20 protein-coding genes and 2 tRNA genes are annotated in these 23,908 nt (G+C 44.3%); 8 read left to right on the plus strand and 14 right to left on the minus strand.

Going from position 1 to position 23,908, the window contains the following annotated elements:
* Window positions 1-98 precede the first annotated feature (98 nt).
* Together aceB and R7093_RS16210 are read right to left on the minus strand one after the other, a co-directional pair.
* Window positions 99-1,727 (minus strand): malate synthase A, encoded by a 1,629-nt coding sequence (gene aceB, locus R7093_RS16205; protein WP_017820561.1) that lies wholly within the window; start codon window positions 1,725-1,727, stop codon window positions 99-101.
* A 606-nt stretch (window positions 1,728-2,333) separates the two neighbouring features.
* Entirely contained in the window at window positions 2,334-3,239 is a 906-nt protein-coding gene (locus R7093_RS16210) for a hydrogen peroxide-inducible genes activator (RefSeq protein WP_005383681.1), read from the minus strand.
* Between the two features lie 199 nt (window positions 3,240-3,438).
* On the opposite strand from R7093_RS16210, the gene R7093_RS16215 reads away from it, so the two are divergent.
* From R7093_RS16215 to ppk2, 3 genes are all read left to right on the plus strand, one after another.
* Window positions 3,439-4,050 carry a peroxiredoxin C gene (locus R7093_RS16215; protein ID WP_005381738.1) on the plus strand — a complete coding sequence of 204 codons (612 nt, stop codon included), beginning with the start codon at window positions 3,439-3,441 and terminating at the stop codon, window positions 4,048-4,050.
* A 283-nt stretch (window positions 4,051-4,333) separates the two neighbouring features.
* Window positions 4,334-5,077, plus strand: coding sequence for a copper homeostasis protein CutC (locus tag R7093_RS16220; RefSeq protein ID WP_148299889.1), 744 nt, complete (start codon window positions 4,334-4,336; stop codon window positions 5,075-5,077).
* Window positions 5,078-5,147: 70 nt separating this feature from the next.
* Window positions 5,148-5,924 carry a polyphosphate kinase 2 gene (ppk2, locus tag R7093_RS16225; protein ID WP_170890783.1) on the plus strand — a complete coding sequence of 259 codons (777 nt, stop codon included), beginning with the start codon at window positions 5,148-5,150 and terminating at the stop codon, window positions 5,922-5,924.
* A 62-nt stretch (window positions 5,925-5,986) separates the two neighbouring features.
* On the opposite strand, the gene phoU is transcribed toward ppk2, so the two are convergent.
* The 4 genes from phoU to R7093_RS16245 are packed head-to-tail and all read right to left on the minus strand — an operon-like array spanning window position 5,987 to window position 11,445.
* Window positions 5,987-6,685: a phosphate signaling complex protein PhoU gene (gene phoU, locus R7093_RS16230; protein ID WP_005381744.1), complete on the minus strand. Its 699-nt coding sequence runs from the start codon at window positions 6,683-6,685 to the stop codon at window positions 5,987-5,989.
* 30 nt (window positions 6,686-6,715) lie between these two features.
* A complete protein-coding gene (gene pstB / locus R7093_RS16235) occupies window positions 6,716-7,534 on the minus strand; it encodes a phosphate ABC transporter ATP-binding protein PstB (RefSeq protein ID WP_005381745.1) in 819 nt (272 codons plus the stop codon).
* Window positions 7,535-7,536: 2 nt separating this feature from the next.
* Window positions 7,537-9,210, minus strand: a complete 1,674-nt coding sequence (gene pstA / locus R7093_RS16240) for a phosphate ABC transporter permease PstA (protein ID WP_025768855.1) — start codon at window positions 9,208-9,210, stop codon at window positions 7,537-7,539.
* A gap of 30 nt (window positions 9,211-9,240) precedes the next feature.
* Entirely contained in the window at window positions 9,241-11,445 is a 2,205-nt protein-coding gene (locus R7093_RS16245; protein WP_047102164.1) for an ABC transporter permease subunit, read from the minus strand.
* A 207-nt stretch (window positions 11,446-11,652) separates the two neighbouring features.
* On the opposite strand from R7093_RS16245, the gene ppk1 reads away from it, so the two are divergent.
* Both ppk1 and ppx read left to right on the plus strand, forming a co-directional pair.
* On the plus strand, window positions 11,653-13,743 hold the full coding sequence (gene ppk1 / locus R7093_RS16250; protein ID WP_005381748.1) for a polyphosphate kinase 1: 2,091 nt from the start codon (window positions 11,653-11,655) through the stop codon (window positions 13,741-13,743).
* Window positions 13,727-15,232: an exopolyphosphatase gene (gene ppx / locus R7093_RS16255; protein ID WP_033905789.1), complete on the plus strand. Its 1,506-nt coding sequence runs from the start codon at window positions 13,727-13,729 to the stop codon at window positions 15,230-15,232. The genes ppk1 and ppx overlap by 17 nt, the downstream gene beginning before the upstream one ends.
* A gap of 34 nt (window positions 15,233-15,266) precedes the next feature.
* On the opposite strand, the gene R7093_RS16260 is transcribed toward ppx, so the two are convergent.
* Genes R7093_RS16260 through phoB form a run of 3 tightly spaced genes read right to left on the minus strand, consistent with a single transcriptional unit; the run spans window position 15,267 to window position 18,254 of the window.
* On the minus strand, window positions 15,267-16,226 hold the full coding sequence (locus R7093_RS16260) for a PstS family phosphate ABC transporter substrate-binding protein (RefSeq protein WP_005383668.1): 960 nt from the start codon (window positions 16,224-16,226) through the stop codon (window positions 15,267-15,269).
* Window positions 16,226-17,524: a phosphate regulon sensor histidine kinase PhoR gene (phoR, locus tag R7093_RS16265; protein ID WP_005383667.1), complete on the minus strand. Its 1,299-nt coding sequence runs from the start codon at window positions 17,522-17,524 to the stop codon at window positions 16,226-16,228. The genes R7093_RS16260 and phoR overlap by 1 nt, the downstream gene beginning before the upstream one ends.
* A 40-nt stretch (window positions 17,525-17,564) precedes the next feature.
* The gene (phoB, locus tag R7093_RS16270; RefSeq protein WP_005381752.1) at window positions 17,565-18,254 is read right to left on the minus strand and encodes a phosphate regulon transcriptional regulator PhoB; all 690 of its coding nucleotides are present in this window, start codon (window positions 18,252-18,254) and stop codon (window positions 17,565-17,567) included.
* A 224-nt stretch (window positions 18,255-18,478) separates the two neighbouring features.
* Between phoB and rdgC the strand changes: the two genes are divergently transcribed.
* The 3 genes from rdgC (at window position 18,479) to R7093_RS16285 (ending at window position 21,216) form a co-directional block, all read left to right on the plus strand.
* Window positions 18,479-19,393: a recombination-associated protein RdgC gene (rdgC, locus tag R7093_RS16275; protein ID WP_005381753.1), complete on the plus strand. Its 915-nt coding sequence runs from the start codon at window positions 18,479-18,481 to the stop codon at window positions 19,391-19,393.
* A 165-nt stretch (window positions 19,394-19,558) separates the two neighbouring features.
* On the plus strand, window positions 19,559-20,959 hold the full coding sequence (gene yegQ / locus R7093_RS16280; protein ID WP_047102166.1) for a tRNA 5-hydroxyuridine modification protein YegQ: 1,401 nt from the start codon (window positions 19,559-19,561) through the stop codon (window positions 20,957-20,959).
* A 2-nt stretch (window positions 20,960-20,961) separates the two neighbouring features.
* Window positions 20,962-21,216 (plus strand): YfhL family 4Fe-4S dicluster ferredoxin, encoded by a 255-nt coding sequence (locus tag R7093_RS16285; protein WP_005381763.1) that lies wholly within the window; start codon window positions 20,962-20,964, stop codon window positions 21,214-21,216.
* Window positions 21,217-21,258: 42 nt separating this feature from the next.
* Here the strand turns inward: R7093_RS16285 and R7093_RS16290 are convergent, their stop codons facing one another.
* The 5 genes from R7093_RS16290 to R7093_RS16310 all read right to left on the minus strand — a co-directional run bounded on the left by R7093_RS16290 (window position 21,259) and on the right by R7093_RS16310 (window position 23,758).
* A complete protein-coding gene (locus tag R7093_RS16290) occupies window positions 21,259-21,567 on the minus strand; it encodes a hypothetical protein (protein WP_005381765.1) in 309 nt (102 codons plus the stop codon).
* 323 nt (window positions 21,568-21,890) lie between these two features.
* Window positions 21,891-22,727 (minus strand): penicillin-insensitive murein endopeptidase, encoded by an 837-nt coding sequence (mepA, locus tag R7093_RS16295; protein ID WP_017633932.1) that lies wholly within the window; start codon window positions 22,725-22,727, stop codon window positions 21,891-21,893.
* A 12-nt stretch (window positions 22,728-22,739) separates the two neighbouring features.
* On the minus strand, window positions 22,740-23,072 hold the full coding sequence (locus tag R7093_RS16300) for a DUF1904 domain-containing protein (RefSeq protein WP_005381768.1): 333 nt from the start codon (window positions 23,070-23,072) through the stop codon (window positions 22,740-22,742).
* A gap of 497 nt (window positions 23,073-23,569) precedes the next feature.
* Window positions 23,570-23,646 (minus strand) — tRNA-Trp (locus tag R7093_RS16305).
* 35 nt (window positions 23,647-23,681) lie between these two features.
* Window positions 23,682-23,758 (minus strand) — tRNA-Asp (locus R7093_RS16310).
* Window positions 23,759-23,908: the final 150 nt, after the last annotated feature.

Below are 23,908 nucleotides of genomic sequence, written 5' to 3' on the forward strand. Positions count from 1 at the left end.
TGCACTTTATGCGTGTGCGTTGAGTTTCCGTTCTCAGGCAGTACTTCCCTATCTGCCTTGAAAATCCTTCACGTTATTGGTGTTACAGTTATTCTTTATTAATCCAGGTAGTCATAACCAGGAACTGTCAAAAAGTTGGTCAGTTCATCGCTCGTCGTGAGCCTTGCCATTAAGTCTGCTGCTTCTTCAAATCGACCCGCATGGTAGCGCTGCTCGCCAATTTCTTGCTTCACGACTTCAATCTCCTCTTTGAGATAGAGCTCGAACAGCTCTTTAGTGACCTTTAATCCGTTGTCTAGCGACTTGCCGTGTTGAATCCATTGCCAGATAGAGGCGCGTGAGATTTCTGCCGTTGCTGCGTCTTCCATCAGTCCGTAAATCGGCACACAACCATTGCCAGAAATCCAAGCTTCGATGTATTGCAGCGCAACGCGAATATTGTGGCGCATTCCGCCTTCAGTGCGCTCGCCTTCACAAGGCTCAAGCAGTTCAGCTGCTGTAATAGGCGCATCCTCTGCACGGCTCACATCCAACTGGTTGGTGCGTTCACCCAGCACAGCACTAAAGACTTCCATAGCAGTGTCAGCCAAACCTGGATGAGCCACCCAAGTACCGTCGTGGCCGTTGTTAGCTTCTAACGATTTGTCAGTCTGGATCTTGTCTAATACTTTTTGATTCTCTTTCGGGTCTTTAGCTGGGATAAATGCTGCCATTCCTCCCATCGCGAAAGCACCTCGTTTATGGCAAGTACGTACCAATAATCGCGAGTAAGCGTTTAAGAATGGCTTGTCCATCGTTACCACTTGGCGATCTGGCAGTACTCGGTCTGAGTGTTTTTTCAATGTTTTGATATAGCTAAAGATGTAATCCCAGCGACCACAGTTCAAACCAACGATGTGTTCTTTAAGCGAGAACAGAATCTCGTCCATTTCGAATACCGCTGGTAAGGTTTCAATCAGCACAGTCGCTTTGATGGTGCCTGTATCCAAACCGAAATAGTCTTCCGTGAAATGGAACACTTCGCTCCACCACTTCGCTTCGTGATGCGATTGCAGTTTTGGAAGGTAGAAATAAGGGCCGCTGCCTTTTTGAAGTAACGCTTTGTAGTTGTTATAGAAATACAGAGCGAAATCGAATAGCGCACCTGGAATGATCTGACCGTGCCACGTAACGTGTTTTTCTTTTAAATGAAGGCCGCGAACACGGCAGATCAACACCGCTGGGTCATCTTCCAGCTGATAATGTTTGCCATTGCCAGGATTGGTGTAACTGATGGTGCCATTAACAGCATCGCGCAAGTTAATTTGACCATCCAGCACTTTACTCCATGCTGGAGACATTGAATCTTCGAAGTCTGCCATGAACACTTTTACATTCGCATTCAGTGCGTTAATCACCATCTTGCGGTCAGTTGGTCCGGTAATCTCCACACGGCGATCTTGCAGATCTTGTGGGATTCCTAGGATCTTCCAACTTCCTTCACGGATGTCTTGTGTCTCTGGTAGAAAATCTGGTAGCTCACCAGCATCAATACGTGCTTGCTTCTCTTCTCTTGCTTCCAGCAACTGTTCAACACGTCCGGCAAATTTTTCACATAGTAGAGATAAAAAGGTTTGGGCTTCAACAGGGAAAATTGCTTGATGTTCTGGAGCAACGACTCCATTCACCTCAAGCATGCCTTGGGTTTGCTTTAGTTGTTGTGTTTTTTGTTCTGTCTGAGCAAGCATAATTATTCATCCTTAACGTGCTTTATCAATCTTGGGCAGTCAGCGTAAAGCTACATTTGTAAGTTATGAACAACAAATTACATCCTTTAACTTTGTGTTCAACTCGTCTAGCCATGCCGATAGATTGCGTAATGCTACGTGTATTTTCAATCTAGACATAAGTCGTATCGGCCTTTAAATAAGCTATATCAACAAAGAGTTTAGTGAAACCCCCAATATAAACAAAACAGAAAATTCAAAGTTTTATTCCGCAAGGTAAAAACCATCTATCAAGCGCCTTATTTTGTAAGTTATTACGTAATAAAATTACATTAAATTTAAAGTCGTTTTATCATTTCAAACAAGCGTATGAATATAGACTGGTAAACAAACACCTTGTATTCACAAGGGCTGAAGAGATGGATTTAAACAGGGGTCAAACAAGGTATGCAGGGCTTTGTGTAAAATTAACATTGTGAAATTTCACTATTTTATGAAAGCTTCATCAAAGAAGAGCTGTAAAATTTTACAAGTCAAAGTTTACCAACAGAATAAAATACTAGAAAGCGCACTGTTTCCAGTGCGCTTTTAGATAAATAATGGAGAAGTAAGGGCTAATACTAATAGCTAAAGCAGCTCTGAAACGACTTCTGCAAGTTGATTAAATGTTTTCGTTCTTGACGAGCTCGGACGCCAAACTAAGCCGATTTCGCGATAAGCTTGTTTACCAGGAGGATCGATCACGACTAAATTCTGGTTATGCAGCAAGCCATGGTCGATAGCCATTTGAGGAATGAACGTTGTTCCCAAACCATTCGCAACCATTTGCACCAGTGTATGGAGGCTGGTTGCCGTAAACGGATTGATTTTTTCTTTGTCTGTTAATTTACACGCTGATACCGCATGTTCCGTTAAGCAATGTTCTTTCTCTAGTAGAAAGACGGATTCGTCAGGTAAATCCGCGTAACGAATCGGCACAGGGACCGATTGGGCTTGATTAGCGCTTATAACCATTCGAAACGGATCCTTACCCACTACTCGGCTTTCCATCCCATCAATTTCGACTGGTAACGCTAAAATAAGCACATCCAGCTCACCATGTCTGAGCGCTTGAAGTAAGTTTGTCGTCGTGTCTTCTCTTAATAAAAGATTCAGTTGTGGAAAACGGTAGTTCACCTCTTGTACCAAATCACACAGTAAAAACGGAGCAATTGTTGGTATACATCCTACTTTTAGCTGGCCTTGCATATCGTCGCCTTGGCACATACGTCCAAGCTCGACCAAATCTTGCCCTTTTGCTAACAGCTCTCGCCCCTGCTTTACTACCATTTCTCCTGTTTGGGTAAAAACCAGTGGACTTTTCTTATCTTTCTTTTCATATAAGGGACAACCTATCAATTCCTCTAAGTTTTGAATACCCTTACTTAAAGTCGACTGACTGACAAAACAACGCTCTGCAGCGTCACTAAAATGTCTTGTTTCATGCAGTGTGACTAAATAGTGTAACTGCTTCAAACTGGGCCATTTATTCATAATTGTATTTGTATCTACCGCCGTTCCAGTGATCGAGTTAAGAGTTTTGTTATTATCGTTTTTTTCGATTAACTCAATCTATTTATTTCGCTTTTTTCAATACTACAATCTGTACTATAGTTTGTCTCGTACAAACACGAACCAAACCGACACAACTGAATTCGGTTTGGAGCTAACCATACTTTTTAGGAGCAAAAAAATGGTACTAGTAGGTCGTCAAGCCCCTGATTTTACTGCAGCAGCTGTTCTAGGTAACGGTGAAATCGTTGAAAACTTCAACTTTGCAGAGTTCACTAAAGGTAAGAAAGCAGTAGTATTCTTCTACCCACTAGATTTCACTTTCGTTTGCCCATCAGAGCTAATCGCATTCGACAACCGTCTAGCTGACTTCCAAGCTAAAGGTGTTGAAGTAATCGGTGTTTCTATCGATTCTCAGTTCTCTCACAACGCATGGCGTAACACTGCTATCGAAGATGGCGGTATCGGTCAAGTTAAGTACCCACTAGTTGCTGACGTTAAGCACGAAATCTGTAAAGCTTACGACGTTGAGCACCCAGAAGCAGGCGTTGCTTTCCGTGGTTCTTTCCTAATCGACGAAGAAGGCGTTGTACGTCACCAAGTAGTTAACGACCTACCACTAGGCCGTAACATCGACGAAATGCTACGCATGGTTGACGCTCTTAACTTCCACCAGAAGCACGGCGAAGTATGTCCTGCACAATGGGAAGAAGGTAAAGCAGGTATGGACGCATCTCCAAAAGGTGTTGCAGCGTTCCTATCTGAGCACGCAGCTGACCTAGGCAAAAAATAATAGACCTTCACCCTAGCTCAACGGGTGTGATGGTTGGATGTATATAAAGCAATAAGCTAATGCGGAAAACCGCAAACGCCAATCAGTCTAAGTAAAGTCCTATCAAAGCCCAGAGCCTCTGCTCTGGGCTTTCTTTTTCCTTCAGATAAACCGCCAAAATGAGGTAACGCTTTAGCGTAAACTTTACCTCTATTTATCATCCCCTCCATACAGATTCTGCTTACTGGCCCTGTTAATATCTTAGCCACAACACTTATTTGTAACGTTAGCAGGATGAATGAACGTGGTTACTCACCTAGAAGTCTGTATTGATAATATTGAATCTCTGCACTACGCCATTGCTGGCGGCGCCACTCGGATTGAACTTTGCTCCTCTTTGGCTTTAGGCGGACTAACACCCAGTTATGGCTTTATGCAGCAAGCGGCTAAGCTTTCTAGTGTTCCAGTTTATGCCATGATCCGCCCACGCCAAGGTGACTTCTTCTACAATGAAGAAGAGATCGAAATGATGCGTTGGGATATTGAAGCAGCTCACCAATCAGGCTTGAGCGGTGTCGTGTTCGGCGTGCTCACTCAAGACGGTGATATTCATATGCCTTACGCGGCTGCGCTGTGTGAATTTGCTCAAGCGCTTGGCTTAGGCGTGACCTTCCATCGTTCCTTTGACCAGTGTCGTGACGCTGAAAAAGCTTTGGAAGAAGTGATCAGCTTAGGTTGTGAACGTATTTTAACCTCCGGTCTTGCGCCTTCAGCACCACAAGGGATCGATGTGCTTAGAGCTTTGGTTAAGCAAGCCCAAGGACGCATAGCAATCATGGCGGGTGCTGGCGTTAATGCGAGTAACGTACGTGAGCTAGTAGAAGACACTCAAGTTCCTGAAATCCATCTGTCAGGCAAAACCACACGCCCTAGCCAAATGACCTTTGTTGCTGAACAAAGCAAAATGGGCGCATCCGATGTCGATGATTTTTTAATCCCCATCACAAGTACACAAGCCATTACCGATGTCGTAGCAGCTCTCAAATAGACCACCGTAACCTCACGCGCATAGCTTTTGAGTGCTAACATATTGTTTATCAAGGAGTGAGGAAATGTGTATGTCTAAATTGAAGAAAAAGGAATACGAAAAGGAGCTCAAAAACCTTCAAGTTGAGCTCGTAAAACTTCAAGAGTGGGTCAAACACAAAGGGTTAAAAGTGGTGGTTCTGTTTGAAGGACGTGATGCTGCGGGCAAAGGCGGAGTGATAAAGCGAATTACAGAAAAGCTAAACCCGCGTGTTTGTCGCGTAGTGGCTCTGCCTGCACCGACAGAAAAAGAAAAAACGCAATGGTACTTCCAACGTTACGTCGCTCATTTACCATCTGCTGGTGAAATCGTTTTATTTGACCGAAGTTGGTATAACCGAGCAGGTGTCGAAAAAGTCATGGGGTTCTGTACTCCAGACGAATACGAGGAGTTTTTACGCTCTTGCCCTGAATTCGAGAGAATGTTGCAACGATCTGGGATTATTCTGATTAAGTATTGGTTTTCGGTTTCAGACGAAGAGCAGGAAAAACGTTTTCTAGGTCGAATTAATACGCCGATCAAACGTTGGAAATTCAGCCCAATGGATTTAGAGTCACGTCATCGCTGGGCGGAGTATTCGGAAGCAAAAGATAAGATGTTTGCCTATACAGACACGAAAAACTGCCCTTGGTGGGTCGTCCCTTCTGATGACAAAAAGAAAGCGCGCTTGAACTGTATCAGTCATTTACTAAGCCAGGTTGACTACAAAGCACTTGAGTACTCACCCATCGAATTACCTGAACTCAATAAAGAAGGTTACGTCAGAGCGCCCATTGATGATCAGACCTTCGTTCCTGATAAATATTGACGTGCTTTCCTTCTCTCTAATAAATAGGCCAGCCTAAAAGCTGGTCTATTTGTTGAAGTCAGTTACTTCAGTACGTCATCAATACTTTGATCACCTAGGTGGCGTACATCTTTCCCTTTCACAAAGTAAATAATGTATTCACAGATGTTCTGGCAGCGGTCCCCCACGCGTTCAATCGCGCGTGCAGACCACATCACTTGCAGAATATTAGGGATATTTTTTGGATCTTCCATCATGTATGTCATCAACTGACGAATCACCGCTTCATACTCGGCGTCTAGTTTGTCATCTTGTTTGTGCACCTCTGCTGCCGCTTCTACATCCATACGGGCAAACGCGTCTAAAACCTGATGCAGCATATTAATTGCCTGACGGCAGAGAGGCTCTAACGACACTTGGAATTGTCGTTCTTTTGATGATGGGCTTTCAATGGCAACGTAAGCAATACGTGTCGCCACGTCACCGATACGTTCTAAATCAGTGATCGTTTTGATGATAGCCATAATTAAGCGCAAGTCTTTTGCCGTTGGCTGACGCTTAGCAATAATGCGTGTGCAAGCGTCATCGATCGAGACTTCCATCGCATTCACTTTATGATCGTCACGCACAACCTTACGCGCCAGTTCGATGTCTTCTTTATGCAAGGCTTGAATAGCATACGAAAGCTGCTGTTCTACCAAGCCACCCATGGTTAATACATGAGTACGAATCGATTCTAGCTCTACGTTAAATTGTCCTGAAATATGACGTCCAAAGTGCATGATGTTCCTTATTCCGTATAGAGTCGCGACTTAACCGTAGCGACCCGTAATGTAATCTTCGGTCTGTTTCTTCATTGGCGAAGTGAAGATCGAGTCCGCGTCAGAGTATTCAATTAACTTACCCATATGAATGAATGCAGTATGATCGCTCACTCTCGCCGCTTGTTGCATGTTATGGGTAACGATAACGACAGTATATTGAGTCTTCAGCTCATTGATAAGCTCTTCAATAGTTAAAGTTGAGATTGGATCCAACGCTGATGTTGGCTCGTCCAATAACAGGACTTCCGGCTCAATCGCCACCGCACGCGCAATGACCAAGCGCTGTTGCTGACCACCAGATAAACCAAATGCGTTCTCATGCAAGCGGTCTTTTACCTCATCCCACAACGCCGCCGAGCGCAAGGATCGCTCCACTGCGTCATCTAAACTGCGGCTGTTTTTTACACCTTGTAAGCGTAAGCCATAAACTACATTTTCATAAATAGACTTAGGAAATGGATTGGGTCTTTGAAACACCATCCCCACTCGGCGTCGAAGTGTCGCAACATCGACATTAGGATGATAAACATTCTTGCCATGGAGACGCACTTTGCCTGTGACTCGACACCCTTCCACTAAGTCGTTCATGCGATTGATGCAACGTAATAACGTCGACTTTCCACACCCTGAAGGACCGATAAAAGCGGTGACTCGCCCTTTGGGAATTCGCATCGAAATATCATGCAGCGCCTGAGTTTGACCATAGAACAGATTAAGGTTCTCGATTGAGATGGCTGTTTGTTCATCCGTTAAATTATGAACATCCAATGGTGGCTCATAACCTAATGTACTATCAAAATTAAACATACTTAATCTTGTCCTAACGTTCTGTATTTTTCTCGTAAATTATTGCGAATACTGATTGCTGTTAAGTTTAGCCCGACAATCACTGTCACGAGTAAGAAAGAGGTAGCATAAACTAATGGTCGCGCCGCTTCGATGTTGGAGGTTTGAAAGCCAACATCGTAAATGTGAAAACCTAAATGCATGAACTTTCTATCCAAATGCACATAAGGGAATTGTCCGTCAACCGGTAAACTGGATGCCAATTTCACGACCCCCACCAGCATCAGTGGCGCTACTTCGCCAGCTGCACGTGCAATCGCAAGGATCAAACCTGTGATAATAGCTGGCGTCGCCATAGGTAAAACCACACGCCATAGTGTTTCGAACTGAGTTGCACCAAGCGCCAGAGAACCATGTCGTACTGAGCTCGGAATACGAGTTAAACCTTCTTCAGTAGTCACAATCACAACTGGAAGCGTCAGCACGGCAAGAGTTAGTGCAGACCATAACAAACCCGGCGTACCAAAGGTTGGTGCCGGTAGCTTCTCCGCATAGAATACGTTGTCGATAGAGGCACCAATCGTATAAACGAAGAAACCTAAACCAAACACGCCATAAACAATCGATGGAACACCCGCTAGGTTTATAACCGCAATACGAATAACTCTGGTTAGAGCGTTATTCTTAGCGTATTCATGTAGATAGATAGCGGCGATCACCCCGAGTGGCATCACAATGATCGACATGATGAGTACTAAGAAAACCGTACCAAATATCGCAGGGAACACGCCTCCTTCGGAGTTAGACTCTCTTGGATCTTCAGATAAAAACTTCCAAACCTGTTTTCCCCAATGCATGACTTTATCAGGCAGTGACATTTGGTTTGGATACCAGTAGTCCAAAATGTCTTCGAGCGGAATCGATACTTGTGACCCCGTCATATCCTCGGCAATCAAGGCATAGTCAGAGAGCTGAAGTCGTAAACCATCAAGTTGCAAATCTAACGTCGCAAGCGCTTTTTCTATCTGCTCTTTTTTCGTCTGATTTTCCTTTAAGAAGCTTTCTGTCAGCGTGTCATTCAATTCATGCTTGCGCTTTTCTAATCGCAACTGCTCTAGCTTCCAACCAAGCTCTTTAAGCTGATCGACCACCAAAGAATCAATCTCATGGCGCAGAGTTTCTGCATCATCAAGCTTTTTATTTAGTATCGATTGAATATCACTGGTGTATATATTATCGCCATCTTGAAACGCCACCAGCTTACCAAAGAAATAACCACCGCTACTGCGCTCTATCACCGCCCACTCTTTTGGCGTCGTGGGCTCATCCAACTGCATTTGCAATACGGAGATAAAATCGGCGGGATACAACTCTCGGTTAGCGATTTTGATGTTGAGTCGCGTGGCAAAATCTTCATCGTCTTCTAACTGTTGTGCTGCGCTTTCAGGCAAATAACTCTTCGGTACAAAGCTGCGCTCATACACTTGACCAATCAGAATAGTATTTTCATGTAGCACTTCACCTTGTACAGGAGTCAGCGCTGCAACATTCCACTGATACAAAGGCGCTGGCCAAAAGTAAGTCAGGCCTTTCCAGCCGATAAGGAGTAACAACCCTAATACCGACAACAAACTGATGCTGACTGCACCGCCTGTTAGCCATATCCACGGTGCGCCAGAACGAATCCAATTTAACACGTTATTACTCGCTCTTTATTCAAACCATTATTACAACGCACGGTACTTATCTCTCAGTCTCTGACGAACCCACTCCGCAAGCGCGTTTACTGCAAACGTAAACACAAATAAAATCAATGCAGCTAGGAACAGCAGGCGATAATGCGAACTTCCAACTTCCGACTCTGGCAACTCAACGGCGATGGTCGCCGACAGGCTGCGCAATCCTTCCAAAATATTCCAATCCATTAATGGCGTATTGCCCGTTGCCATTAATACAATCATGGTTTCGCCAACAGCGCGTCCCAGGCCCATCATAATGGCAGAAAAAATACCTGGGCTTGCAGTAAGCAAGACAACATAGATTAAAGTTTGCCAAGGCGTGGCCCCTAATGCCAAAGAGCCATCCGATAAATGCTTCGGTACAGAGAAAATGGCATCTTCGGCAATGGTAAAAATCGTCGGGATAACAGCAAACCCCATCGCTAACCCCACCACCAATGCATTGCGTTGATCGTAACCAATACCATGCTCGGTTAAGAATAAGCGCATATCGCCACCAAAGAACGTCTGCTCAATCGTAGGCGAAATCCACACTCCAAGCCCAATCAGTACCAATATGACAGGCATGAGCACTAAAGCATGCCAACCATTAGGCAGACGATTCCGCAAAGGTTGCGGTATTAATGCCCATAGCCCGCCCATAATCATGGTGCTCAAGGGCAAAACAAACAGCATAACGACGATCGTAATCAAATGATCTTCGACAATAGGCGCGAACCACAATCCCGCGAGGAAACCTATGATCACCGTTGGCAGTGCTTCCATTAGCTCAATCGACGGTTTTACTACACGACGCATGCGTGGCGACATAAAGTAAGCCGTATAAATAGCACCTAGCACTGCGAGCGGTACTGAAAACAGCATCGCAAACATCGCCGCTTTTATCGTTCCAAACGCAATAGGTACTAGGCTGAACTTAGCCTCAAAGTTATCGCTCGCCGAAGTCGATTGCCACACAAATTCAGGCTCAGGATACCCTTCGTACCACACTTCTTGCCATAATGAAGACAATGAAATTTCCGGATAGGCATTGTCCACTTCCGCAACATTTAACGCATTATTTTGCCAAGTGATTAAGTAGCGTTCATTGTTAGACATTGCTGCGATTGCGGGCGCTTGATTGTACGCACGCTTAAACAACACCAGTTTTTCACTGGTTGTATAATGGCTTTGCAACGTGCCGTTGGTGTAAAAGCTATAAAATCCTTTTCGATGAGAATCCGGCAACAAATACTTAAGCTCTGACGCCAATTTAAAATCACGAATATGCGTTAACGTGCGTTTTTCTTCTTGCAGCGTATCAAACCATTGCGACACCCGACCATCGTTGTGCGTCACCAAAAGCGAGTAAGCACCAGCCAATAAGTCTATCGTACGAACGGAATGCTTCTTATCACCTTGAGTGAGATCGACCACCTCTCGCACAGCAAATTTACGTGCGGTTTTCTTTAACACGATCAACTCAGAGCCATCGCGCAAATAAAGCGTTTCACCGTCAGGTGTCAATAACATTTGCTGAGGCGTATCAAAACCTGAAGAGAACGTAAAATCAATCGTTGTAGGAGGCGTACCCAAAGACGAAGCCACTTGCCAGCGAGCTTTCACTTCACCGCTTTGTGTCTGCCAAACAACCGTTGGTAAGGGCGTCGAAGCTGCGAATACAAACTGAGTCACAGGATCTTGAGGCGTACTTAGTGTCAGATCCATGCTGGTGTCTAGCTCAATCACTTCCGGAGGACGTGTATTTTCTCTCAACGTGGCATTAAATTCTGGCTTGAAAAGGTTCGCTTTACCCTGCCCATCAACAAATCCATACCAACCTAGCCCAGGAGCAGATTGAGAGAAAGCGACGGGTTTCTGGACGATTTGCTGTGTATACACCGCAGGTTTCGTAGGCTCGTCCATCGACAAATATTGAATCTCACCACTTTGGGTTAGGACGAACGCAAGCTGAGCGTAATCATCCACTGAAATCGCAAGTGGTGTTTCAATATGAGTGGCTCGAATGGCTTGGTTGGTTTTGATCTCCGCATCAGAAAAAAGCGGAATGATCACCATGGCGAGGTAGACAAAGATCAAAATAAGCGCCGCGAGTACGCCGACACCACCGGATGTCACTGCAAGTCGAACTAAACGATCTTTTATCAGTCGTTTCTTATCTTTTTCCTGCAATGAAAACTCGGCTTGTGCCATTTAAATCTCTACCTTTTTTGACTTAGTACTAGAATATGTCGTTAAGATGACAATTATATTACAGATCACATTAAACACCTGAAAAGAATACAACTCTTATGCAATGCGTGGTATGAAATAAATCTGTAATGAAAATCTCATAATGTTCTCACTCATCCATTTTTCCAAGATGAGTACGTAATACTTCACTTTTGGCTAGGTAAGGTTATGAGCGCAGAAAAACTATATATAGAAAAAGAACTGAGTTGGTTGTCTTTCAACGAACGAGTATTACAAGAAGCTGCCGATAAAACCGTCCCTTTGATCGAACGTATTCGCTTTCTTGGGATCTTTTCCAACAATTTAGATGAATTTTACAAAGTACGCTTTGCGGACGTGAAGCGCAGAATCCTAATCAGCCAAGAGCGCGGTGGCAGTGATAGCCCTAAACGACTGTTAACCAAAATGCAGTCGAAAGCACTAAAGCTTAACGAACAATTTGATGAGCTTTACAGCGAGTTGATTCGAGAAATGGCGCGACGTCGCATTTTCTTGGTCAACGAGCAACAACTGGATGAATCGCAACAAAAGTGGATCGCGAAATACTTCCGTAGAGAGGTAATGCCGCATATCACTCCCCTCCTAATGAAAGACGAGATCGATGTTCTGCAATTTCTCAAAGACGAGTACGCTTACATCGCCGTAGAACTGCGTAAAGAAGAACATTACCAGTACGCTCTGATCGAAATTCCGACCGATCACCTTCCCCGCTTTGTGATGGTACCAGAACAGAAAGGAAAGCGTCGAAAAACCATCATCTTACTTGATAATATTATCCGCCACTGTTTGGACGAGCTGTTCAAAGGCTTTTTTGATTATGATGAGCTTAGCGGCTATGCGATGAAAATGACGCGTGACGCTGAATACGATTTACGCAATGAAATCGAGTACAGCTTGCTTGAACAAATGTCAGAGGGTGTCAATCAGCGACTGACAGCAAAGCCCGTTCGCTTCGTCTACGAACGCGATATGCCGCCTCAAATGTTAGAGTTTCTGTGTAACAAACTTAATATCTCTAACTACGATAACCTTATCCCCGGCGGACGCTATCACAACTTTAAAGACTTCATCGGCTTTCCAAATGTTGGACGAGAGTATCTTGAAAATAAACCTCTCCCGCCAATGAAATGTGCCGATTTCGAAGGTTATGCCAACAGCTTTGACGCGATTAAAGCGAAAGATATTCTGCTCTATTATCCCTACCACACTTTTGACCACATTAGTGAGTTAGTGCGCCAAGCCTCCTTCGATCCCAAAGTACTTAGTATCAAGATTAACATTTATCGCGTCGCGAAAGATTCTCGCTTGATGAACTCTTTAATTGATGCAGTGCACAACGGCAAAAATGTCACTGTGGTCGTCGAACTGCAAGCTCGCTTTGATGAAGAAGCCAATATCGAATGGTCAAAAGTATTAACCGAAGCGGGTGTGCACGTCATCTTTGGTGCGCCTGGTCTTAAGATTCACTCAAAGCTACTGATGATTAGCCGCCGCGAAGGTGAAGAAATTATTCGCTACGCACACATCGGCACAGGCAACTTCCATGAGAAGACGGCACGAATTTATACCGACTTCTCCCTGCTTACGGCAGATCAAGAAATCACTAATGAAGTCCGTAATGTCTTCGGTTACATTGAGAATCCATACCGACCAGTGAAGTTCAATCACCTTATGGTATCTCCTCGTAATTCTCGAACCCAAATCTACCGCTTAATTGATAATGAAATTGCGAATGCCAAGCTAGGGAAAAAAGCCGCTCTTACGATCAAGGTCAATAACCTAGTCGATAAAGGCATCGTCAATAAGCTTTATGGAGCAAGTACTTCCGGTGTAAAAATAAACATGATCATTCGAGGTATGTGCTCATTAGTACCGGGCATTGAGGGGATCAGCGACAATATTCGCATCATCAGTATTGTTGACCGCTTTCTTGAGCACCCTCGCGTGGTGATCACCCACAATGATGGCGATCCGCAAGTTTATATCTCCTCCGCAGACTGGATGACAAGAAATATTGATCACCGTATCGAGGTAGCAGTACCAGTCCGTGATCCACGTTTGAAACAGAGAATTATTGATATAACGAATATCCATTTTACCGATACAGTAAAGGCTCGTTTAATAGATAAAGAAATGAGTAACGCTTACGTACCACGAGGTAATCGCAAAAAAGTTCGCTCTCAAATCGCTATCTATGACTATCTTAAAAATATAGAAAAGCAAACTAGAAAACAAAATTCAGATGCCTCAAATACTTGAACAAGATACTCGCTACATTGCCGCGATAGACCTCGGCTCAAACAGTTTCCATATGGTGGTGGCCAAAGTTGTCGGCAGTGACCTACAACTGGTTAGTCGTCATAAACAACGTGTTCGCTTAGCATCAGGACTCGACAGTGAATTGAACTTAAGTCACGCCGCAATGGAGCGTGCGCTAGAATGCTTAGCCATGTTCGCTGAGAGGCTGCAAGGGCTTGATGAGTCAAATGTACGTATCGCCGCCACACACACACTAAGACGCGCTAAAAATGCCCACCTTTTCATTGAGCGTGCGAAAGAAGTGATGCCTTTCCCGATAGAAATTATCCCTGGAGAAGAAGAAGCCCGCCTGATTTACTTAGGCGTAGCGCACACTCAAGTAGAATCCAACTCCAAACTAGTCATCGATATCGGAGGCGGCAGTACCGAGATGATTATTGGACAAGAATTTGAGCCTGAGCTTCTCAACAGTAAACAGATGGGATGCGTCAGTTTTACAGAGCAATACTTTAAAAACGGCAAACTGTCAGGAAAAAACTTCAGCAAGGCGATGTTAGCGGCCGAACAAAAACTCGAGTCCATCGCTTCAACATATCGTAAAAAGGGCTGGGATATTGCTCTCGGCTCATCAGGAACCATCAAAGCGATTCAAGAAGTGCTAGTAGGATTAGGTTTTGAAGATGGCCTGATCACAGCGAGTCGACTGGATACACTTATCGAAACTCTGTGTAAATTTGATTCCATTGAAGATATTGAACTGGCGGGTCTAACAGAAGAACGTAAACCCGTATTCGCAGCAGGCGTAGCGATTTTGTCCGCGATTTTCAAAGCGCTTCGCATTGAGCAAATGTTTTTCTCCGATGGTGCTCTACGCGAAGGCCTGTTGTACGAAATGGAAGAGCGTTTTGCGCGCTCCGATATTCGTATGCGCACCACAGAAAATTTAGCCAACAAGCACCGGGTCGACTTAGAGCATGCCGCTCGTGTGAAGGGGCATGCACGTGAGATGTTATGTCAGGTACGCTCTGAACTAGGCATTAAGAAAAAGAGTGAGTTATTTGACTTACTAGAGTGGGCAGCGTTGCTTCATGAAGTCGGATTAAGTATCAACTTGCGTAGTTTCCATCGCCACTCTTTTTATATTCTGTTGCACTCCACTCTACAAGGCTTCAACCGTGAGCAGCAATTAGTGCTCGCAACATTAGCTCGCTTCCAGCGTAAAGCGCTCAAATTGCAAGAACTACCAGATTTCAATCTCTATAAACAGAGTGACGTTATAAGCCTCATCAAAATATTACGACTTTCTATCGTATTAAATGGGCAGCGTAATGAAGATCCATTGCCTGATATCACCTTATCTATCAAAAATGACGAATGGATTCTCACCTGCACAGATGAAGCATGGCTAGAAAACAATAAATTACTTCACGCGGATTTACAGGAAGAACAAGAACGTTGGGACAGCGCGAAGTGGACACTCACTTTCTGATCTCGTACTGTCCATACCTAAATAAGAAGTCGGCTTACAGGCCGACTTTTTTTAACTCTTCTTCTGCAAAGTCTGCCGTAATGGGCACATAACCATCTTTCTCAACCAACGCTTGTCCCTGAGCAGAAAAGATAAAGCGAATAAACTCAGCTTCAATTGGTGTTAATGGGTAATCAGGATGCTTATTCACGTAAACATATAAGTAACGTGATAGTGGGTACTTACCACTAACAATATGTTCTCGCGTTGGAGTCACGTAGTCATTTCCCATTTTAGCCACAGGGACTAAGCGCACGCCTGCCACTCGATAACCGACACCGGAATAACCAATTCCACTGATGGTTGACGCTACAGCTTGCACAACTGACGCGGAGCCTGGCTGCTCGTTAACTCGGGTCTTGAAATCGCCGCCACACAAGGCATTGCTTTTGAAGTAACCGTAAGTTCCAGAAACGGAGTTACGACCAAACAACTGGACGTTTCGCTTTGCCCACTGTGATTCAAGACCGAGTTGCTGCCAGTTTGTGACAAATTGACTTTCGCCACAGCGCAGCGTGGCAGAAAACAAAGCATCTAACTGACTAAAGTTAAGCCCTTGAATTGGATTATCTTGATGAACAAAAATACCGATTGCATCGATGGCGACCCTGAGCGCAGTTGGCTTGTAGCCATGTTCACGTTCAAACGCTTCAACCTCTCTTAAACGCATAGGGCGGCTCATGGGACCAAACTGAGCTGTTTGTTCGGTCAATGCTGGGGGGGCAGTAGAAGAGCCAGATGCTTGGACTTGCGCATTAATATTCGGGTAAATGGATTTAAACTCTTCAACCCAAAGCGTTGTCATACCCGCAAGTGTATCGGAGCCAACAGAGAGCAAGTTCCCGACAATCCCCGTCGTTTTATGATAAGTCGGCAATGGTTTATCTTGAGCGGCAGCAATAAAAGAACAAACAAGCGCGAATAAACTGAATGTTTTTGCCAATCGTAAAGCCATTATTTCACCACCAAACGCTCAGGCAATACGAAAGAAAACTTACTGCCCACACCTACTTCACTGTGAATTTCTAAATGAGAGTCATGGTGACTCAGCGCGTGTTTTACAATGGCTAGCCCTAAACCACTTCCACCAGTATCACGTGATCTTGCTTTATCCACTCGATAAAAACGCTCAGTAAGTCGATGGAGGTGCTGAGGTTCAATACCATCACCACTATCTTCCACCTCTAAGCATGCGCCTTGAGAGGTCTGGAACCAGCGAACATTAATGTTTGCACCAGGCGGCGTGTATTTGACGGCATTATAAACGAGGTTAGAGATAGCACTACGTAACTGGTCATCATCGCCCAGCACGCGTAGGCTAGCATCAACATCAAATTTCAATTTATGTTGGTTGTCCCCACTAAGGCTAACCGCCTCTTTTTCTAACACTTCAAGCATCGCGGGCACATTCACGACTTCCTCAAGCTCATGCATAGGTGCCGCTTCAATTTTAGATAGTGTCAGTAGTTGGTTCACCAAACTGTTCATGCGGTTAAGCTGCTCCGTCATGACACCATGAGCTTTGCTCCACATTGGACCCACGACCATATCAGGGTCTTCAGTCATCTCCAAATAACCTTGTAGCACCGTCATTGGTGTACGCAGTTCATGAGATACGTTGGCAAAGAAGTTGCGACGCATTCCCTCAAGTTGTTTTAATTGGCTCACATCACGCACTACCATCAAGTGCTCACCCTCGGTATACGGTACGATACGCAATTCCAGCATCCGTTCGACGTTGAGTGGTGAACGCATTTCTAATGGCTCTGAGAAGTCTTTCTTGTTGAGGTACTTGATAAAATCAGGTGTACGAATGAGATTGGAGATAGGTTGACCTGAATCTTCTGGCCAATGGAAGCCCAGTAAGTGCTGAGCCAGCTTGTTGCACCAAACAATATTTCCTTCAGCACGGAATACCACTACCGCATCGGGTAGCGATTCTGCACCATTTCGGAATCGACGAATAAGATTAGTAAGTTCTTTTCGTTTGCGGCGTTGGCGCTGTTGTAAGCGATACAACCCATTGAACAAAGATTCCCAGTTACCGCTACCTGACGGTGGCGTGAGGCGTTTTTCATCCCATAACCAAGAAGATAAACGTACTTGGTTATGCAAATGCCACACAAGCTGCAATGCCGTAGCTGCCAAAAGCAACCACGGCATATAACCGAATATCCAACCTACTATCACCCATGGGGTGTAAAAAAAAGCCAGCTCCCAGGCCAGCTTTTTCCACGTTAATCTTTCAACCACTCATAACTCCAGAAATGGTACCGATAAGCTGCGTGTTAATTTATGCCTTCGTCGAGAAGCGGTATCCAGCACCACGAACAGTTTGGATCAGCTTATCATGCCCTGCAGCTTCCAATGCTTTACGCAGGCGGCGAATGTGAACATCGACCGTACGGTCTTCGACATACACGTTAGTGCCCCAAACATTGTTTAATAGCTGCTCACGGCTGTATACGCGTTCTTGATGCGTCATGAAAAAATGAAGCATCTTAAATTCTGTAGGGCCCATGTCTAATGGCGCATCATTAGCCGTAACACGGTGCGATACAGGGTCAAGCTTCAATCCCTGTACATCAATTACATCTTCTAGTGCAGTCGGGGTAACGCGACGAATCACCGCTTTTAAGCGTGCAACCAACTCTTTAGGAGAGAATGGCTTAGTAATGTAGTCATCCGCACCGACTTCTAAACCGCGCACTTTATCTTCTTCTTCACCACGAGCGGTAAGCATCACAACTGGAATGTTGCGCGTTAATTCCTCTCGCTTCATATGTTTGATGAAGTTAATGCCACTACCGCCTGGTAACATCCAATCCAGTAAAACTAAATCAGGGAAGGGTTCAGCCAGTTTGGTTACTGCAGTATCATAATCTTCCGCTTCTACCGCTTGGTAACCTTTCTGCTCAAGTACGAAGCACAGCATTTCGCGAATAGGAGCTTCGTCTTCAACAACCAGAATCCTTCTAGACATAATTGAGTAACCTTATGTTCGTTGAGCTAATGAATTTAAGAGACAAAGCGCCTCTCTATGCATAAGCATTATCACTACCAATTATGACACTTTTGTGACCTTTGAAAACAAATTTTCATATAACTTTCTTTTGAGGTTCATTCGGATATTTTTCATTTCTATTAAGACATCAGCACAAAAATTCCCTATGATTAGTCCCTTGTCATCAAGCCTAGAGAAGATTTATGTGGTTTAAAAACTGTCTGGTATACCGCGTTAACCGCGAGGTTACTTTTAACGCCGAACAACTAGAAACTCAGCTGTCTGAATTCCGATTCACCCCGTGTGGCAGTCAAGACAAACAGAAATTTGGCTGGGTCAGTGCAATGGGTAGACATGGCGATATGATGACTCACGTGTCAGAAAACCGCATTCTGATTTGCGCCAAGAAAGAAGAGAAAATGCTACCTGCCTCTGTGATCAAAGAATCATTGAATGCAAAAGTAGAAGCAATGGAAGCGCAAGAAGGTCGTCCTCTGAAGAAGAAAGAGAAAGACAACCTGAAAGATGACATCGTAATGGATTTACTGCCGCGCGCATTCAGCCGCAGCAGCCACACTCACGTGCTCATCATGCCAAAAGAAGGTTTTATCCTTGTTGATGCAAGCAGCTATAAAAAAGCAGAAGATGTATTAGCATTGCTTCGTAAAACCATGGGTAGTTTACCTGTTGTTCCTGCTATTCCAGAAGTGGCGATTGAAACTACGCTAACCGAGTGGGTGAAAAGCGGTGACACACCTCAAGGTATCAGCATGATGGACGAAGCTGAGCTAAAATCCGTACTTGAAGAAGGTGGTGTGATTCGCTGTAAGAAGCAAGAGCTAACCACTGATGAAATCCGCAACCACATCGCTGCGGATAAAGTCGTGACGAAACTTGCGCTTAATTGGCAAGATCGTATTGAGTTCATTATGACGGAAGATGCGGGCATCAAACGTCTAAAATTCTCTGATGAATTGAAAGATCAAAACGATGATATTCCACGTGAAGATCAAGCAGCTCGATTTGATGCAGACTTCTCTCTAATGTGTGGAGAGTTCAGTGCTTTCCTTCCCAACCTATACGATGCGCTAGGCGGCTTACCGAATCCTAACGCATAATATTGTATAAAGGTTAACCATAACGCCCTCACTTTTTTTGAGGGCGTTTTTCTATCTGAAGCACAATTACCCTAGTCACAGTTCACATTTTGACGTAAAATTTGCGCCCCATTTCCATTAGGTGGAATTGGCCTGACTTGTGATCAGATAAAAGAGAATTGAGCAATGACAACTGAGAAAGCATTCGTGCCTGAGCTACTATCTCCAGCGGGCAGCCTGAAAAACATGCGTTACGCATTCGCCTACGGGGCAGATGCAGTTTACGCTGGCCAACCTCGCTACAGCCTTCGCGTACGTAACAACGAGTTTAACCACGAGAACCTAAAAATCGGTATCGATGAAGCCCACGCCCTAGGCAAAAAGCTTTATGTGGTATGTAACATTCAACCACACAACTCGAAGCTAAAAACCTTCATCCGTGATCTTAAGCCAATCGTAGAGATGGGTCCTGACGCATTGATCATGTCAGATCCAGGCCTAATTATGATGGTTCGTGAAGCTTTCCCAGAAATGCCAATTCACCTTTCTGTACAAGCGAACGCTGTAAACTGGGCGACCGTTAAGTTCTGGGCAGCGAATGGCGTGGAACGTGTGATCGTTTCTCGCGAGCTATCTCTAGAAGAAATCGAAGAAATTCGTGAGCATTGCCCTGAAACTGAGCTTGAAGTATTCGTTCACGGTGCATTATGCATGGCTTACTCTGGTCGTTGCCTACTTTCTGGCTATATCAACAAACGTGACCCTAACCAAGGCACTTGCACTAACGCATGCCGCTGGGAATACAAAGTTGAAGAGGGTAAAGAAAACGACGTTGGTGACATCGTAGAGAAATTCGACCCGACTGAAGCACAGCCTGTCGAAGTACAAGACGAGCGCCCTGAAACCACAATTGGTCGCGGTAAACCAACAGATGAAGTCGTTCTGCTTTCTGAAGCGCACCGTCCAGAAGAAAAAATGGCGGCTTACGAAGATGAGCATGGTACTTACATCATGAACTCTAAAGACCTACGAGCGGTTCAGCACGTTGAACGCTTAACTAAGATGGGTGTTCACTCATTGAAAATTGAAGGTCGTACTAAATCGTTCTACTACTGCGCACGTACCGCTCAAGTTTATCGTAAAGCAATTGATGATGCAGTAGCAGGTCGACCATTCGATGAAAGCCTAATGGGTACACTAGAAAGCCTAGCTCACCGTGGCTACACTGAAGGCTTCCTACGCCGTCATACACACGATACTTACCAAAACTACGATTACGGTTACTCAGTCTCTGATGCTCAACAGTTTGTTGGTGAATTCACTGGCAAACGTCGTGGTGACATGGCTGAAGTAGAAGTAAAAAATAAGTTTCTTGTCGGTGATAGCCTTGAACTAATGACGCCAAAAGGCAATATTGTTTTCACGCTAGAGGCAATGGAAAACCGCAAATCAGAGTCTATTGAAGACGCGAAAGGAAACGGTCACTTTGTATTCATTCCAGTACCAGCAGAGCTAGATTTAGAATATGGCCTATTAATGCGTAATCTAAACTCAGGGCAGGACACCCGTAACCCGACTGGTAAGTAACCATGGCCTTGCTCATTACTGATAAATGCATTAACTGCGACATGTGTGATCCCGAATGCCCCAATGGGGCAATCAGTATGGGAGAGAGCATTTTCGAAATTGATCCAGCGCTATGTACAGAGTGTAAGGGGCATTACGAAAAGCCGACCTGTCAGTCAGTGTGTCCAATTACAAAATGCATAATCACTGATCCGAACCATGTCGAAACTGAAGAGCAGTTGCTTGAAAAATTCGTGATTATTCAAGGGTTAGCATAAGAGCAATTAGGTTCAACTTTGACATCAAAGTTGAACCTTTTCTCAACCTGATTTTTCAATAGGGATAATATTGCAGAATAGCTCTTTTTCAAAATGATACTCTAGTCTCTCACGCCAATTCTCCGCTTGAGAAACAGGTATTAAATAAAAGTTTTCTCGGCTCGTATCAGTAACGAAAGCCATCCCATATTGCATCAGCTCATAATGCACATCATTAACAAAACCCGGATCAAGGCGTTGACGCCCAGTCAGGTGATTCACATCCTCTCGAGTCAAAGAGACTCCTTTAGTATCACTGCTAAATCTGTGTCTTAACCACTCTGCAAATTCTTTTGCACAAATCATAGTCATGGTTTTGTCCTTGATTTACTCTTCTAACAGGAAAAGGGCATATCCCTGCCTTACACACTTGTCTGCATTGTTATCGCTTTTTAGCCAACTGACAGACATATTGCTAAGAAACCAGAGTATCGTGACGAAAGATCTTTTTCTAAACAGAGAAGTTACAACTTACCCATACTACAACTCTTTGTTTAATTTAGATTTCTATAATATGTCCCCAAAACTGATTGGGTTAGTTTTTGTATTGGTACTATTCAATGTAGACAAAAGTATGATGTTTCTCCAGTTTCATAAAAGAGATCACCAAGTACAGATAAACCTGAAGAGTAACACTAATTAGGATTGATAAGCGGCAAGCATTGAGGTGGAACGACTTTTTTTCGTTTGGGCTTAGAGGTTGTTTTTACCCGTGGAGGGGTATCAATAGGTTTTGCTTTCGGGGCCCAACTTGCGAGCTCAACACCGCAGCCATCGCCTACTGGAGGTGGTGCTTGATCAACACAATAGTCGCTCGAATCAGGACAAGACAACCTGACGTGAAAGTGGTAATGATGCCCCCACCATGGACGCACTTTACGTAACCAAGAACGATCTTTGCCGTTTTCTTGCAAACAAAGTTGCTCCTTAATAACAGGATGTACAAAAATTCGTGCAACATCCTTACTTTTTGAAGCGTACCGAATTAGCTTAAAGTGCCGCTCTTCCCAGCGATGATTAAGTATGGAATAACCTTTTAAATCCACCACACTCATGGGTTTAGGAAGTTGTAATTCGTTATAAGAAAGCGGTTGGTCAGCAAGTCTTAACCAGATATCGATATCTAACCCGGTTTGATGACTAGAATGACCAGAGGAGAACCTTCCACCTCTAGGTAAAGACAAATCACCAATTAGCAGAGTGGTGTTGAGATTTTGATGAGCTTTAAGCGCCAGATTTTCAATAAACTCTATCGTTTTAGGGTGCCCATAGTAGCGCTTCGTTTTACTACGTAAGACTTGATAACCAACGCCATCGAGAGGCAAGGGTAATGCACCATCTAAACAACCGTTAGCATAACTACCAATAGAGGAGGAAGAGTTTCGGGTAGGATTAACCGCAGACTCCCAAGGAGTAGAACATACTGAAGCTGAGAAACATAAACCCAAAGTTACAATGAAACTCAGCCTCATAGCCTTTAACCTTTAGTAGTGTTCGCCATTATCGTAATAAGCTTTAGGAGATAAGGCGGAAAAGATAACTGCAACATCAATATCGGCACCAGCGATACCGCGCACTTGTTGCGTAATAAGCTTGGCAACTTCATCTTGCACTTCCTGGCCACGGTCGAACCAAAGCACTTCGACAAAAGGATATGCAGCACTCACCTCACCCTCATTGAAAAACGTAGTGTAGATATACTCAAAAGTAAAATCCTCACGCGGACAGTCCATTAGAGGCTGAAGTTCATCCGTAAGGGGTTTTGATAATGCCTGAACAGCTTGTGGCTCTACAGCACGGAATCGAAAATGTGGCATAAACTTACTTCCTAATTATTAGCATTAATGCATGATGATAACAGGAACCAAGTCAGTAATCATCCAAGCCAATGTAACCACTGACCTTTCAATAGATTGTGAATCAGATGTGCTCGATAACGAAGAAAAAGTGTTATGAAATTCGAAGGTAAAACAGAAAGAGCAAAGCGATACTTCAACATTTAGTAATTACATTACTAGAAAATAAAACTATATGAAGCAAAGATATGCCATATTCGTTGGATCAACATACACCTGACGTTGAAACTATACGTTAGGAATAAAAGACATATTCGTTAGAAATAAAAGAGCCCCTGACCTAAGCCAGAGCTTATGAATATGGGGGATAGGTGAAGTGGACCAATATCCCGGAGATATGAGCTTTCAATCCCCCCGATACTTTGGTATCAGAGGAATCGACAACTCTTCCAACTAGTCAGCTTCTCTTTTCTTCAGATGCAAAAAAGCCCCAGCATTACTGCTGAGGCTTTAGAGTATGGCAGGGGTGGAGAGATTCGAACTCCCAACACGCGGATTTGGAATCCGCTGCTCTGCCAATTGGAGCTACACCCCTGTAATTCGTGTTTATTGAGACGACGCTCAAATAAGTGGCGGAGTGGACGGGACTCGAACCCGCGACCCCCGGCGTGACAGGCCGGTATTCTAACCAACTGAACTACCACTCCGCAGTGGTATCACTCGCTTTAATAAGCAAGTGTCCGCTTTTGTCTTCACTTTTCGAAAAAGTGAAAATAAAAATAAAGCCTGGCGATGTCCTACTCTCACATGGGGAAGCCCCACACTACCATCGGCGCTATTTCGTTTCACTTCTGAGT

The sequence above is a fragment of the Vibrio sp. 1580 genome (assembly GCF_033340055.1).